The 14,155-nt window shown below is 49.2% G+C and carries 14 protein-coding genes; 13 read left to right on the top strand and 1 reads right to left on the bottom strand.

Going from position 1 to position 14,155, the window contains the following annotated elements; genetic code table 11:
- Positions 1 to 55: 55 nt before the first annotated feature.
- From N774_RS0109740 to N774_RS0109680, 13 genes are all read left to right on the top strand, one after another.
- On the top strand, positions 56 to 1,414 hold the full coding sequence (locus tag N774_RS0109740) for a citrate synthase (protein WP_051463391.1): 1,359 nt from the start codon (positions 56 to 58) through the stop codon (positions 1,412 to 1,414).
- Between the two features lie 10 nt (positions 1,415 to 1,424).
- A complete protein-coding gene (locus tag N774_RS0109735; protein WP_024861062.1) occupies positions 1,425 to 2,789 on the top strand; it encodes a hypothetical protein in 1,365 nt (454 codons plus the stop codon).
- 22 nt (positions 2,790 to 2,811) lie between these two features.
- Entirely contained in the window at positions 2,812 to 3,513 is a 702-nt protein-coding gene (locus N774_RS0109730; RefSeq protein ID WP_024861061.1) for a response regulator transcription factor, read from the top strand.
- Positions 3,513 to 4,916, top strand: a complete 1,404-nt coding sequence (locus N774_RS0109725) for a sensor histidine kinase (protein ID WP_024861060.1) — start codon at positions 3,513 to 3,515, stop codon at positions 4,914 to 4,916. The genes N774_RS0109730 and N774_RS0109725 overlap by 1 nt, the downstream gene beginning before the upstream one ends.
- 30 nt (positions 4,917 to 4,946) lie before the next feature.
- Positions 4,947 to 5,981 (top strand): DUF1385 domain-containing protein, encoded by a 1,035-nt coding sequence (locus N774_RS0109720; RefSeq protein WP_024861059.1) that lies wholly within the window; start codon positions 4,947 to 4,949, stop codon positions 5,979 to 5,981.
- A complete protein-coding gene (gene prmC / locus N774_RS0109715) occupies positions 5,975 to 6,835 on the top strand; it encodes a peptide chain release factor N(5)-glutamine methyltransferase (RefSeq protein WP_024861058.1) in 861 nt (286 codons plus the stop codon). Before N774_RS0109720 ends, prmC begins: the two co-directional genes overlap by 7 nt.
- The gene (recA, locus tag N774_RS0109710) at positions 6,835 to 8,019 is read left to right on the top strand and encodes a recombinase RecA (RefSeq protein WP_024861057.1); all 1,185 of its coding nucleotides are present in this window, start codon (positions 6,835 to 6,837) and stop codon (positions 8,017 to 8,019) included. The genes prmC and recA overlap by 1 nt, the downstream gene beginning before the upstream one ends.
- Positions 8,019 to 8,660, top strand: a complete 642-nt coding sequence (locus N774_RS0109705) for a regulatory protein RecX (protein ID WP_024861056.1) — start codon at positions 8,019 to 8,021, stop codon at positions 8,658 to 8,660. The genes recA and N774_RS0109705 overlap by 1 nt, the downstream gene beginning before the upstream one ends.
- A 1-nt stretch (position 8,661) precedes the next feature.
- On the top strand, positions 8,662 to 9,993 hold the full coding sequence (rimO, locus tag N774_RS0109700) for a 30S ribosomal protein S12 methylthiotransferase RimO (RefSeq protein ID WP_024861055.1): 1,332 nt from the start codon (positions 8,662 to 8,664) through the stop codon (positions 9,991 to 9,993).
- Positions 9,990 to 10,574, top strand: coding sequence for a CDP-diacylglycerol--glycerol-3-phosphate 3-phosphatidyltransferase (gene pgsA, locus N774_RS0109695; protein ID WP_024861054.1), 585 nt, complete (start codon positions 9,990 to 9,992; stop codon positions 10,572 to 10,574). The genes rimO and pgsA overlap by 4 nt, the downstream gene beginning before the upstream one ends.
- A gap of 19 nt (positions 10,575 to 10,593) precedes the next feature.
- Positions 10,594 to 10,980, top strand: a complete 387-nt coding sequence (locus N774_RS0109690; RefSeq protein ID WP_024861053.1) for a metal-dependent transcriptional regulator — start codon at positions 10,594 to 10,596, stop codon at positions 10,978 to 10,980.
- 195 nt (positions 10,981 to 11,175) lie between these two features.
- Positions 11,176 to 11,664, top strand: a complete 489-nt coding sequence (locus tag N774_RS0109685) for a CarD family transcriptional regulator (protein ID WP_024861052.1) — start codon at positions 11,176 to 11,178, stop codon at positions 11,662 to 11,664.
- 127 nt (positions 11,665 to 11,791) lie between these two features.
- The gene (locus N774_RS0109680; RefSeq protein WP_024861051.1) at positions 11,792 to 12,031 is read left to right on the top strand and encodes a hypothetical protein; all 240 of its coding nucleotides are present in this window, start codon (positions 11,792 to 11,794) and stop codon (positions 12,029 to 12,031) included.
- A gap of 165 nt (positions 12,032 to 12,196) precedes the next feature.
- Here the strand turns inward: N774_RS0109680 and htpG are convergent, their stop codons facing one another.
- Complete coding sequence (gene htpG, locus N774_RS0109675) at positions 12,197 to 14,098, bottom strand: molecular chaperone HtpG (RefSeq protein ID WP_024861050.1); 1,902 nt, start codon at positions 14,096 to 14,098, stop codon at positions 12,197 to 12,199.
- Positions 14,099 to 14,155 lie beyond the last annotated feature (57 nt).

The following is a 14,155-nucleotide window of genomic DNA, read 5'->3' as shown; positions in this document are numbered from 1 at the left end:
TATAATTAATATGGTGTATAATTAATAATGAATATGTTTTAGGAGTGTGATCGTGATGCCGTCATACATTTCAGGCGCTAACATTACAGATTTATGCGGGAGACTTGCGGATAATTCCGCTATCGACCCCAAGCTTTATGAAAAATACCATGTCAAGAGAGGACTTCGCAACAGCGACGGCACAGGTGTAATGGCTGGAATCACCAATATATGCAACGTTCACGGCTATGTGGTGAACGAGGGCGAAAAAGAGCCTATACCGGGTCAGCTCATATACAGAGGCTACAACATCAACGACCTTGTGGAGAACGTTGAAAAGGATGACCGCTATGGCTATGAGGAGACTGCTTTCCTGCTGCTCTTCGGTCATCTGCCCAACGAGAAGGAGCTCAAGACCTTCAGCTCATATATATCAGTCAAGAGAGACCTGCCCAACGGCTTCGTTGAGGATATGATACTCAAGGCTCCGTCAAAGAATATCATGAACAAGCTGGCACGTTCGGTGCTGGCTCTGTATTCCTACGACGACGAGTGCGAGAACAAGGGACTTGAAAATGAAATGCGCACCGCTGTCAGCCTTATTGCCAAGATGCCTGTCATCATGGCTAACGCTTATCAGGTCAAGCGCAGAGTTTTCGACAACCAGAGCATGATAATGCACCCAATAAATTACGAGGAGAACACCGCTCAGTGTATCCTTTCGCTGCTCCGTCCCGACAGAAAGTACACCAAGGACGAGGCACAGATGCTTGACCGTCTGCTCATGTTACAGGCTGAGCACGGCGGCGGAAATAACTCCACCTTTACATGCCGCGTGCTGACTTCATCGGGCACAGACCCCTATTCGGCTTATTCGTCGGCTATATGCTCCCTTAAAGGTCCCCGTCACGGCGGTGCTAACCTTGCGGTTATCAATATGCTTGACAACTTCAAGGCTAACATCAAGAACTGGGAAGACGAGGGCGAGGTGGCAGACTACATGCGCAAGACCATACGCAAGGAGACCAACGACCATTCGGGTCTTATCTACGGTATGGGACACGCGGTATACACTGTCTCGGACCCCCGTGCCGTTATCCTGAAGAAAAAGGCTTTCGAGCTTGCAAAGGGCAAGGATATCGAGGCTGAGTTCAGACTCCTTGAAACTATCGAGAGACTTACTCCCGAGGTGTTCCTTGAAATGAAGGGAAGCTCCAAGACCATGTGCGCTAACGTGGATATGTATTCGGGTCTTGTTTACCGTATGCTGGGTATCCCCGACGAGCTCTTCACACCGCTGTTCGCCATTGCGCGTATGGCAGGCTGGGCTGCTCACCGCATGGAGGAGATACTCACGGGCGGAAGGATAATCCGTCCTGCGTACAAGGCTATCGCAAAGGAAAAGGAATACATAAAGCTCTCCGAGCGCGAATAAAGCATATCCTATGAATAAAATATCAGCTATCATCACAGCCCTCGCAACGGGGGCTGCACTTACGGGCTGTACCTTCGGCGCAAGCATAGACACCCTTATGACTCCGCCGAAGCTGGGTCCCGAGCAGGAGCAGATATATTCGGAGCTGACAAGGTCCCTCGGAACATCTAACATAAGCCTTAAATACCCCAAGTCGGGAAAATATCTCTCCGCGTTCATAATCGAGGATATAGACGGCGACGGCGGCAATGAGGCACTGGTGTTCTATGAGAGGAACAATCATGCTTCCGACGAAAATCCCCTGCGCATAAATATCCTTGATAAAAAGGACGACGGTCAGTGGAGCTCGGTATATGACAAAGCTGCCGAGGGAAGCGAGATAGAAAAGGTCATCATCTCAAAGCTTGGCTCCAATGACAGGATAAACATCATAATCGGAACGAGTATGATAAACCGCTCCGAGAAAAATGTTACCATATACAACTACGTTGACGGCGTATTGCAGGACCCGCCAACCTTCTCCAGACCCTGTTCGTATATAGACGTCAGGGATCTGGATATGGACGGAGAGCTGGAGTTCCTGACCATTACGGGCTCTTCGGGCAGTGAGGCGCCTGCAAAGGTGGTCATCTATACCCTTGGCAGCGACGGACAGTACTTCCCCATGATAAATGAGCTCAGCGGAGGATTTACAGACTTTGAAGTTAACTATGGTGACCTCGGCAGCGGACGCACGGGCATCTTTGTTGACTCATATTCTGCTCCCAATGCCATACAGTCAGATGTCTTTTATCTGGACGACAATAAAGAGAACAATTCCAAGATGCTGGTAAAGGTGTCTGAAACATCAGTAAAAAATGATGACAATGCCCGACCGGCAGGCTGTACTTCATTTGATATCGACGGCGACGGACAGCCGGAGATACCTGTCCAGTTCCTTGCTCCCGGATATACGGACTCTCCCCTGGGCGAACAGCTCAGACTTACGGAGTGGAAGCAGATAAACTCCGACAATAAGCTTGAGACGCGCTATATCTCATACTACAGCATAAGCGACGGATATATCTTCCTGTTCCCCGAAAGGTGGAAGGGCAAGGTCACTGTCAAGCGCGATATCGTCAACGATGAGATAGTATTCTACTCCTATACCACCGACAAGGAGAAGAATGTTATCCCGGGCAGGGAGCTTCTGCATATCTGCTGTGTCGAGGACGAAGCATCACGTGAGGACAGGTTATCTTGGGATTATATGCTGATGCATACCAAGGGCGATTCGGCATGCCTTGCGCAGATATCCGAAACCGAAGATACTGACGGAGACGGTCTTTCCCTGACCATGGGAGAAGCCGCTGTTGGATTCAGATACAGAGACTGATACACAAAAGGAGTGAACACTGATGAAACGTATACTTATATGCGAGGACGAGGATACTATCCGCGAATTTGTCGTAATAAACCTCAAGCGTGCAGGCTATGATGTAGTTGATGTAAACTGCGGCGAGGCAGCTCTCAAGACCTTTGAGGCTGAGAACGGCAACTTCGACATCGTCCTGCTGGATATTATGATGCCGGGTATAGACGGCTTTACGGTCTGCAAGAAGATACGTGAAAAGAGCTCGACTATCGGCATTATCATGCTTACCGCAAGAACTCAGGAAATGGACAAGGTCAGCGGTCTTATGATAGGCGCGGACGACTATATCACCAAGCCCTTCTCACCGTCTGAGCTCACAGCCCGCGTTGACGCAATATACCGCCGTGTGTGCATGAGCTTTATCAAGACCGAGAAGCAGTCCGTGCTGGAGAGCGGTCCCTTCGTGCTCAACCTCAAGAGCCGTACAGTTACCAAGGACGGCGCTCCCATAGAGCTCACTCAGGTGGAGTACCAGATACTGGAATACTTCATGAACAACAAGAACACCGCTCTCGACCGTGCCAGCATACTCAACCATATATGGGGAGAGAGCTATTACGGGGACGATAAGATAGTCGATGTAAATATCAGACGTATCCGCATGAAGATAGAGGAGGAGCCCTCCAATCCCAAGTATATCATCACTATCTGGGGCTACGGATACAAATGGAATGACGGGCAGTAATGGCTAAAAAGAGTATCACAAAGCGCTGGATATTCAACAACTTAGGCGTTGTCGTTCTCGCGCTGCTTGTAATCGATATGGCGATAATCTACGGAATACAGAACTATTTCTACAGTTCCGCAAGACAGTATCTTGTGTCAAAGATAAACGCCGTAACAAGCGTTCTGAGCATGCATTCTCAGGAAAGCTCCGCGAATTTCTCTGCGGAAATGAGAAAAACGCTGGAGACCTTCGATGAGAAAGACAAAATAGAGCTTATGGCGATAAACTCAAAGGGCAGGGTAGTCCTGACCTCATCGGGATTCTCTCCCGACGCAGACGATGTTATGCCCGACTATGAGGAAGCTCTTGAAAAGAACGAGGGCTATGACGTGTACAAGCTCAGCGGAGGCGAAAAGGTACTGGCGGTGTCCGTGCCCATAAATTCCATGAGCAACGAATACAGCGCAGTCCGCATGGTAACGTCACTGACGGAGATAGACAACACCATAAAGAGCTATTCAGCCGCTATTACAATAGTATGTGTGGCAATAATCCTTGTTATCGTGATAACAGGTCTGTACTTTGCAGGCTCTATCGTAAGACCTATCAGACAGATAAGCAATATCGCCCGAAAATTCGCAATGGGCGATTTCACCACACGTATAGACAACGACAGCGATGATGAGATAGGCGACCTCTGTACTGCCATCAACAATATGGCTGACGAGCTCTCCGCCACCGAGGCTATGAAGAATGAATTCATATCCTCAGTCTCACATGAGCTGAGAACTCCTCTCACCGCTATCAAGGGCTGGGCGGAGACACTGATGATAGACGGAGGCGGAAGTCCCGACACCATGAAAAAGGGCGTCGGCGTCATCGTCAACGAGACCGAGCGCCTTTCGCAGATGGTAGAGGAGCTCCTTGACTTCTCCCGTATGCAGAACGGACACTTCACTCTGCAAAATGCCAATATGGATATCCTTGCGGAGCTGGGAGACGCTGTACTCATATACAGCGACAAGGCAAGGCGCGAGAATAAGGAGATAATCTACGACGAGCCTGATATGCTCCCCTTTGTGTACGGCGATAAGAACCGTATAAGACAGGTATTCATCAATGTCATAGACAATGCGGTGAAGTATTCCTCGGCAGGGGATACCGTCACCATAAAAGCTTATGAGAACAACGGGAACATCATAGTTTCCGTAAAGGATACGGGCTGCGGCATAAAGCAGTCGGATCTATCAAAGGTAAAGACAAAATTCTATAAGGCAAACCACACACGCCGCGGTTCGGGCATCGGACTTGCCGTTGCAGACGAGATAATCAGTATGCACGGCGGCTCGGTCGATATCGACAGCGAGGGCGAGGGACTGGGTACCACTGTTACCATTACTCTGCCTGCGGTCAAGCCGTGACGGCGTATAATTACACTATAAGGTGAAAGCATGGGAAAGAACAACACAACACAGGAAAAATTCAAATCAAAAATAGGCGGACAGGCTCTTATCGAGGGCATAATGATGCTGGGACCCAATACGGGCGCAATGGCTTGCAGACTTCCCGACGGCACCATAGACCTTGAGACATGGGAGGAGAACAACGGCAAGAATGCACCGTGGTACAAGAAAACTCCCCTTGTGAGAGGCTGTACGGGCTTTGTTACGTCCCTTGTCAAGGGCTACAAGTATATGATGAAGTCTGCCGAGAAGCAGATGCCCGAGGACGATGAGGACGAAAAGGACAAGAAGAAAAAGGACAAGGCTGCAGAAGCTGCCGAGTCAAAGGCGGAGAGTACTTCTGAAGCTGTTCCTGCCGCTGAGAGCACAGCTGTAAAGAATAGCTCCGAGAAAAAAGAGGACTCGGTATACGACATCGTTATGTATATCGGTATCCTCATCGGTATCGTCATGGCTTTCGGACTGTTCGTGTTCCTGCCCAAGTGGATAATCGGACTTATCCCAAGCATCAAGGAACACCGCTTTATCCGCTCTCTCCTTGAGGGCATACTTAAAATAGTCATCTTCGTGCTGTATATGTATATTATCAGCCTTATGAAGGACATAAAGCGCCAGTTCATGTATCACGGCGCAGAGCACAAGACCATTGCCTGCCATGAGGCGGAGCTCCCCCTCACAGTGGAGAACGTCCGCAAGCAGACACGCTTCCACAAGCGCTGCGGCACAAGCTTTATATTCATAGTGCTCATCGTCAGCATTTTCGTAATGTGCTTCGTACCGTTCACAGTTACATGGCAGCGTATAGTTGCTTCACTGGTGCTGCTGCCGCTGGTGGTGGGAGTATCCTACGAGTTCATACGCCTTGCAGGCAATAACGACAACGCATTCACACGCATGCTTTCAGCTCCCGGACTGGCTATGCAGCGCATAACCACCCGCGAGCCCGATGACAGCATGATAGAGATAGCAATAGCTGCCCTTACTCCATGTATCCCCAAGGATAAGGAGGAGGACAAGTGGTAAGCCGCAGAGAGCTGTATGCACTTTGCAGGGAAAAGCTGAAAAAGGCAGGGATAGATACTGCCGATTTCGATGTCATGTGCATATTTCAGGATATGCTGGGCGAGAAAAATCCCCTCTTTCTCCCTCTGGAGGATGTTCCCGAGGATAAAGCCGAAAGGATAATGGAGCTTACCCGCAGACGCTCGGAGAGATACCCGTTGCAGTACCTTCTGGGACAGTGGGAATTCTTCGGGTATCAGTTCTTCGTGGGCGAGGGAGTGCTTATACCCCGTCCGGATACGGAGCTTCTTGTGGAAAACGTCATTGAGATATGCAGGCGTGAAAAGCTGACGGCTCCGAGGATAGCCGACCTTTGTTCGGGCTCGGGCTGTATAGCCACAGCTCTCAAAAAGGAGCTGCCCGCAGCAGAGGTCTACGCCTATGAGCTTTCGGAGCAGGCTATGGTATATCTGAAGAAAAACGCTGAATACAACGGCGCTGATATACATATCATCAGCCGCGACGTCATGCTGGACAGCGATGAAGATATACCCGAGGGCGGCTTCGATATAATAGTCAGCAATCCGCCTTATCTTACAGGGCAGGAAATGTCCGAGCTCCAGCAGGAAGTAAGGCATGAGCCCACACTGGCTCTTTTCGGCGGAAATGACGGACTTGACGCTTACAAAGCTATTACTCATATCTGGAAGCGTCACATAAGAAAAAACGGCTGGCTGTGCTATGAATACGGCGACGGTCAGCATGAATATGTCAAAAATATATTACAGCAGAATAAATTTACCAATATAACACTCAGCCGTGACCTTGGCGGTATCTACCGCGCAGTCTCGGCACAGAGAACGGAGGAAGTCTAATGGCAAAGAAGGAACTTGCTAAAAAGCCTACAGTTGTGAGAGTTACCACCAAGGAGGACAAGAAGACCGCACTTGACGGCGCTCTCAAGCAGATAGAGAAGAAATACGGCGCAGGCGCTGTAATGCGTCTCGGACAGACCAAGACACTGAACGTTGCGGCTATCCCCACAGGCTCCATGACACTGGATATGGCGCTGGGTATAGGCGGCGTTCCAAGAGGACGTATCGTTGAGATATACGGTCCCGAGAGCTCGGGTAAGACTACAGTTGCCCTGTCCATCGTTGCACAGGCTCAGAAGGCAGGCGGTGAGGCTGCTTTCATCGACGTTGAGCACGCTCTTGACCCTGTTTATGCAGAGGCTCTGGGCGTAAACATCAACGACCTTCTGGTATCACAGCCCGACAGCGGCGAGCAGGCTCTGGAAATTGCAGAGGCTCTTATCCGCTCAGGCGCTATCGATGTTATCGTTCTGGACTCTATCGCAGCTATGACCACAAGAGCCGAGATCGACGGCGAAATGGGCGATCTTCACGTTGGTCAGCTGGCAAGACTTATGTCTCAGGCTATGAGAAAGCTGACCGCTGCTATATCAAAATCCAACTGCGTGGCTATCTTCATCAACCAGATACGTGAGAAGATAGGCGTTATGTACGGCAATCCCGAGACTACCCCCGGCGGACGTGCTCTGAAGTTCTACTCCTCAGTGCGTATCGAGGTAAGAAAGGGCGAGGTGCTGAAATCGGGCACTGACGTTATCGGCGCCTGCACACGCTGCAAGATAGTCAAGAACAAGGTAGCTCCCCCGTTCAAGGAGTGCGAATTTGACCTTATGTACGGCAGCGGTATCTCCCGTACAGGTGAGGTCCTCGACCTTGCAGTAGACCTTGACATCATCAAGAAGGGCGGCTCATGGTTCAGCTACAAGGATCAGAAGCTTGGACAGGGACGCGACAACGTCAAGGAGCTTCTCCAGAACGACGAAAAGCTCATGAAGGAGATAGAGGAGCAGATACTTGCCCGCAAGGACGAGCTGAACGCTGCTCCCGCAAAGAAGAGCAAGCCTGCCGCAGCTGCTGCGGCAGATGAGAAGCCTGCCGCTGATGGCGGAGAGGGGGCTTCCGATGAAGATGTTCTGGCAAGCTTCGACGAGAACTTTGAGGAGTTCACTCCTGCTGAGGAATAATGAGATTCACCTCAGTCAATAAATATAAGGGCTCGACCTATGAGGCGGAGCTGGACGACGGGCGGAAGCTCTATCTCCACGCGGATATAATCACCGATTTCGGTATCCGCGCGGGCATGGAAACTGACCGCGATACCCTGAGAAAGATAGTCTACGCTTCAAACTTCCGAAGAGCCTATCAGCGGGCGCTTTACCTGCTGGACTACAGAGATTACACCTATTCGGAAATGTTCAAAAAGCTGTTGGAGAACTATAAAAGCGAAGCTCTCTGTACAGCTGTGATGAAAAGGCTCACCGAGCACGGCTTCATCGACGACAGGCGCTATGCCGAGCGTATGGCGCGGAAGCTTGTGGAGATAAAGCATTTCGGCTATCGGCGCTGCAAGCGTGAGATAATGCTGAAAGGTGTCGATCAGTTCATCGCCGAGGACGCTCTCGCTCCCTATGAGGAAGCCTTCGGCGAGAACCTCATGGAGCTCCTGAATACTAAACATTCCCGATATTTAACTGATATTGAGGACAGAAAATCAATAGAAAAGGTCAAGAACGCTCTTGTGCGGTACGGCTACGATTTTTCGGAGATAAACCGCGCAGTCAAAGAGTACTTCGAGAGCGCAGGCGGCCTTGAGGAGGAAAACTGAAATGGCTATCAAGGTGGGCATGGTTTCACTTGGCTGCTCAAAAAACCTTGTGGACTCTGAGCGCATGCTCTATAAGCTGAAAAAGCACGGCTACAAGCTGGTCACAGAGCCCGGACTTGCCGATGTGGCAGTAGTCAACACCTGCGGCTTCATAAAGGCTGCAAAGGAGGAGGCTATCGACACTATCCTCGAGCTTGGAAAGCTCAAGGAGGAGGGCACTTTAAAGAAAATAATCATCACAGGCTGTCTCGTTGAGAGATACAAGGAGGAGGCTGCGGAGCAGTTTCCAGAGGCTGACGCTGTTATCGGCATAGGCGATACCAAGGATATAGTGGATATCCTCGACCATGTTCTCGCAGACGAGCGTATAGTGCGCTTTGCTCCCAAGCTTGACGCGGAGCTGTGCGGCGAGAGGATATTATCCACTCTGCCCTTTTTCACATACCTTAAAGTTGCAGAGGGCTGCTCAAACTGCTGTACCTACTGCGCTATACCCCTTATAAGAGGAAAATTCCGCAGCGTTCCCATGGAAAAGCTGATAGAGGAAGCCAAGTTCCTTGCAGACAACGGCGTTACGGAGCTTGTTGTAATCGCACAGGATACAGCTCTCTACGGAAAAGACCTCTACGGCGAGCCGAAGCTTGCGGAGCTCCTCACAGAGCTGTGCAAAATAGACGGTCTCCGCTGGATACGCACTCTCTACTGCTACCCCGAGCGTATAACCGACGAGCTTCTTGACGTTATCGCCCGTGAGGACAAGATAGTGAAGTATCTGGAGATACCTATACAGCACTGCAATGGCGATATCCTCAGCCGCATGAACCGCTGGGGCGACACTGAAAAGCTTGAAGCGCTCTTTGAGCATATCCGCGAAAAGGTGCCGAATATCATACTTCGTACCACCCTCATTACAGGCTTCCCCGGAGAGACCGAGGAGCAGTTCGAGGAGCTGGCTGAATTCGTCAAGAGAGTCCGCTTTGACAGACTGGGCTGCTTTGCCTATTCCCGTGAGGAGGGCACAAAGGCTTACAGCTTCCCCGACCAGATAGACGAGGAAACTGCCGCTCACCGTGCGGATATAATCATGGAGCAGCAAATGCTCATAAGCTGCGAAAACAATGAAAAACTCATGGGTGCGGAGCTCACCGCAGTAGTTGAGGGCTTCGACAAGTTCGGAGAGTGCTGGTTCGGCAGAACGCCTCTTGACGCTCCCGACATCGACGGAAAGGTATTCTTTACGTCGGATAAGCCCCTTGAGATCGGCGATTACGTCACAATAAGGATTACCGATACACTTGATTACGACCTGATAGGAGAGGTGATAAGCCAATGAACCTGCCAAATAAGCTGACTCTGCTGAGAGTTATTCTTATTCCGTTTTTTCTGCTGTTTATGTATATAGACGTGCCGTTCCACTACGGTATAGCGCTGGTGATATTTGCAGCAGCCTCTATCACCGACGCCCTTGACGGAAAGATAGCACGTGCAAAGAATCTTGTAACGAACTTCGGTAAATTTCTCGATCCTCTGGCAGATAAGGTGCTTGTAATAGCAGCTCTCACCGTTTTCGTGGAGCTTCCGTATGTCAAAATGAGTGCGATCCCGCTCATTATAATAACCGCAAGAGAATTCATGGTATCGGGACTGAGGCTTCTTGCCGCAAACAGCGGCGTTGTCGTAGCCGCGGGCATATGGGGCAAGCTTAAAACAGCTTTTACTATGGTAGCTATCATAGCAATACTGTTCTGGCTTTGTCTTTGCTTTGATCTCGGTCTTGGCTTTCCCACGGAGTTCAGAAACGCCGTGGACAATATCCTCGTGCCGGTGCTTGTATGGATATCGACTATACTCACCGTGATCTCGGGCGGAGTATACCTCAAAGGCTACTGGCATCTCATAGATTCCGATAAGTGATACGCGAAAGGAGCGTAAAATGCAACACTGTGCAGGGCAGATACGTTATCTGGCAGCAATAAAAGAGCTATCCGAAAAAGGCGGGCAGGTGCGCTGCGTGAATATATCCCGTCATCTGGGAGTTTCACGTCCAAGCGTAAGCAAAATGCTGCGCTGTCTGGCAAATTCGGGACTTGTGTATGAGGATTTCTGCAACAGCGTAGTGCTTACTCCCGAGGGAGAAGAGGCTGTGGAGGAGCTGTTCTCCTCATTCGATGAGATATACACATTTTTCCACAGGTTCCTGAAGCTTCCCAAGGAGCAGGCTCACGAACAGGCGCTGATGTTCATAACGGATTTCCCGCAGGATACCTGCGCGAGACTGAAAAAAATAGTAAAGCGCACTGTAAAAAAGCAGGATAAATAAAAAAACGGTACACGAGAGTGTACCGTTTTTTTGCAGGCAGAACTATGAAAATGTACAGCCGAATGGCTGATATTTGTGCAAAACTGCCTTTGCATTCTGCTTGAAAAGGTGCTATAATAAAATAAAGAACGTGTAGCAATTTCTGCGTAAGTCCAGTTACTTGCTCCACGTTTTATTTTTTGTGAGGTGATATTTATGTATAACATAGGCGATGCTGTGATGTACGGAGCATATGGCATATGTAAGATAAGCTCAATAGAAAAGCGTGATTTTACAGGTGAAACTAAGGAATATTACGTCCTTAAACATATCATTTCGGACAAAAATACATTCTATGTGCCTACCGACAACGAAGATATACTTAAAAGTGTATGCTCAAAAGCCGAGGTGGACGCCCTTATCGCCCACATGAACGCCGAGGGACTGATATGGATAGAGAATGATAACAGCCGCAAGGAGGAATACAGCCGCATTATCAGGTACGGCGACAAGAAAGAGATGATCAGGCTGATAAAAACGCTGTATCTCAAGCGCAAGGAGCTTTCAGCCGATAAGAAAAAGCTTCGCTCTTCCGATGAGCAGTATCTGAGCATTGCGGAGAATATGCTCTTTGAGGAATTTGCCTATGCTCTTGACATAGACAGGAGCGCAGTCGTCGATTATATAGAGGAGCATATAGCATAAACTTTGTGCAAAAACACAATTTGAAAAAATCCAAAAAACATGATAAAATTAATACATAACGAGTAGCAATATCTGCGTAAGTCCGGTTATTGCTGCTCGTTTATTTTTTTAACGGAGGTATTTCAAAATGAAAAGGATCAAAGAAGCATGTATCTGTCAGACGCTGCATTTTCTGCTGAAAGAGGAGACTACACGGGATTATGCCGTGAGACTTGTCAGAGAGGAGATTGAAAAGTACAAGGCATCACTTGAAAGGACAAAAACAAAATACAAGATCGTTGAGGAAAACGAACAGGCAGACGGCTCGGTCATCATAAAGATAATCAAGCAGTATAATACTGCGCCTGTAGGCTCATATCTCGACTAAAAAAACAGAGGGCGGAAAATTCCACCCTCTGTTTTGTGTCTGAACCATATTCAGATAACAGCTTTTAAATAGTAATACCACCGTAAGCGATGTACAGGTAACAGTTTTGATGATAGTGAGCGAGTTTATGAGCGACAACGTGGCAAGGCAGCGCGGGCTCCGCGCTTACATAAGCTCGCAGATAAGATTTGAGAATGCAACAGGGTCTTCTATGCTCATGCCCTCGATAAGGAGCGCCTGATCGTAGAGCAGCTTTGCGTACTTGCCAAGCTTGTCCTTGTCGCCGCTCTCGCTGAGAGCTTTCAGCTTGCCGAATATCTCATGGTCGGGATTGAGCTCCAGAACCCGCTGTGCGTGTATCTTCTGGTCGGTAGGCATGGAGTTGAGCACCTTCTCCATTTCAAGGGATATCTCGCCCTCGCTGGTAAGGCATACAGGGTGGGATTTCAGTCTCTGTGAGAGAGCCACCTTTGTTACCTTGCCGCCAAGAGCTTCCTGCATATCCTTGAGCAGGTCAGCACTCTCCTCCTCCTTGGCTTTGAGCTCCTCTTTCTTCTCGGGAGTTTCAAGCCCCAGGTCGTCAGCAGATACGGACTTGAATTCCTTGTCCTTGTACTGCATGAGAGCCTTTAATGCAAATTCGTCGATATTGTCTGTGAGGTAGAGAATCTCGAAGCCGTTGTCCTTGACAAGCTCTGTCTGGGGCAGCTGCTCGATACGGGCTGCGCTCTCGCCTGTTGCATAGTAGATGTACTTCTGATCCTCGCGCATGCCTGTAACGTACTCGTCAAGAGTTACCAGCTTCTGCTCGTTTGAAGACGTGAACATGAGCAGATCCTGAAGCTTGTCCTTGTTCATGCCGAAGTCGCTGTATACGCCGTATTTCAGCTGTAAGCCGAATGCCTTCCAGAACTCCTCGTACTTCTCACGCTCGTTTTTGAGCATTTTCTTCAGCTCGTTGCTGATAGTCTTTTCGATGCTCTTTGCGATGACTTTCAGCTGTCTGTCGTGCTGGAGCATCTCACGGGAGATATTCAGGGACAGGTCTTCACTGTCAACAAGTCCCTTTACGAAGCTGAAATAGTCAGGGAGCAGATCTGCGCACTTGTCCATGATGAGAACGCCGTTTGAGTAGAGCTGCAAGCCCTTTTCGTACTCCTTTGAGTAGTAGTCAAAGGGAGCCTTTGACGGGATATAGAGCAGGGCATTGTATGCGGGCATCTCGTTGCTGATGTGTGAGTATTTAAGGGGCTCGTTGTAGTCGAAGAACTTCTCGGTGTAGAAGTGCTTGTAGTCCTCCTCCTTGAGCTCGTTCTTGTTCTTCTTCCAGAGTGGAGTCATGCTGTTGAGGGTCTCAACTTCAATGAAATCCTCATATTCAAGGGGCTTCTTTGCTTCCTTTTCCTCCTCTGTCTGCTCCTTGGGACGGCTGTGGGATACTTCCATTTTGATAGGGAAGCGGATATAGTCGGAGTATTTGCTTACCAGAGACTTTATCCTGTACTGGTCGAGGAACTCGCCGTAGTTCTCGTCGTCGGTATCGTCAAGCATTTCCAGGATTATCTCGGTGCCTGTGCTCTTCTTGTCGGCTTCTGTGATAGTGTAGCCGTCAACGCCCTCGGACTCCCACTGATAAGCCTTATCGCTGCCGTAAGCCTTTGAGATAACGGTTACTTTCTTAGCTACCATGAATGCGGAGTAGAAGCCTACGCCGAACTGTCCGATTATCTGGTTGTCCTCTTCAAGCTTGTTCTCGTTCTTGAACTTGAATGAGCCGCTGTTTGCGATAGTACCAAGGTTGTTTTCAAGCTCCTCCTCTGTCATGCCGATACCGTTATCGGTGATCTTGAGGGTGCGGCTGTCCTTGTCAGCGGATATCCATATTGCGAAGTCGTCTTTATTGAGACCGACCTTGTCGTCGGTGAGTGATTTGAAATACAGCTTATCGATAGCGTCGCTTGCGTTGGAGATAAGCTCGCGGAGGAAGATCTCCTTATGAGTATAGATCGAGTGGATCATCATATCAAGAAGTCTTTTGGACTCTGCTTTGAACTGTTTGGTTTCCATTTATAACATCTCCGTCATAGAATTAGCACTCTGTATCTTAGAGTGCTAAATAAAGTA

The sequence above is a fragment of the Ruminococcus flavefaciens AE3010 genome, assembly GCF_000526795.1.
GTDB classification, from domain to species: Bacteria; Bacillota; Clostridia; order Oscillospirales; family Ruminococcaceae; genus Ruminococcus; species Ruminococcus flavefaciens_D.
This window is presented reverse-complemented; position numbering and strand designations above follow the sequence as displayed.

Coding starts and splice junctions, on each gene's coding strand:
- N774_RS0109730 (WP_024861061.1), top strand. CDS start 2,812: ATGAAACGTATACTTATATGCGAGGACGAGGATACTATCCGCGAATTT.
- N774_RS0109680 (WP_024861051.1), top strand. CDS start 11,792: ATGAAAAGGATCAAAGAAGCATGTATCTGTCAGACGCTGCATTTTCTG.
- pgsA (WP_024861054.1), top strand. CDS start 9,990: ATGAACCTGCCAAATAAGCTGACTCTGCTGAGAGTTATTCTTATTCCG.
- N774_RS0109685 (WP_024861052.1), top strand. CDS start 11,176: ATGTATAACATAGGCGATGCTGTGATGTACGGAGCATATGGCATATGT.
- N774_RS0109705 (WP_024861056.1), top strand. CDS start 8,019: ATGAGATTCACCTCAGTCAATAAATATAAGGGCTCGACCTATGAGGCG.
- N774_RS0109690 (WP_024861053.1), top strand. CDS start 10,594: ATGCAACACTGTGCAGGGCAGATACGTTATCTGGCAGCAATAAAAGAG.
- N774_RS0109735 (WP_024861062.1), top strand. CDS start 1,425: ATGAATAAAATATCAGCTATCATCACAGCCCTCGCAACGGGGGCTGCA.
- N774_RS0109720 (WP_024861059.1), top strand. CDS start 4,947: ATGGGAAAGAACAACACAACACAGGAAAAATTCAAATCAAAAATAGGC.
- htpG (WP_024861050.1), bottom strand. CDS start 14,098: ATGGAAACCAAACAGTTCAAAGCAGAGTCCAAAAGACTTCTTGATATG.
- recA (WP_024861057.1), top strand. CDS start 6,835: ATGGCAAAGAAGGAACTTGCTAAAAAGCCTACAGTTGTGAGAGTTACC.
- N774_RS0109740 (WP_051463391.1), top strand. CDS start 56: ATGCCGTCATACATTTCAGGCGCTAACATTACAGATTTATGCGGGAGA.
- rimO (WP_024861055.1), top strand. CDS start 8,662: ATGGCTATCAAGGTGGGCATGGTTTCACTTGGCTGCTCAAAAAACCTT.
- N774_RS0109725 (WP_024861060.1), top strand. CDS start 3,513: ATGGCTAAAAAGAGTATCACAAAGCGCTGGATATTCAACAACTTAGGC.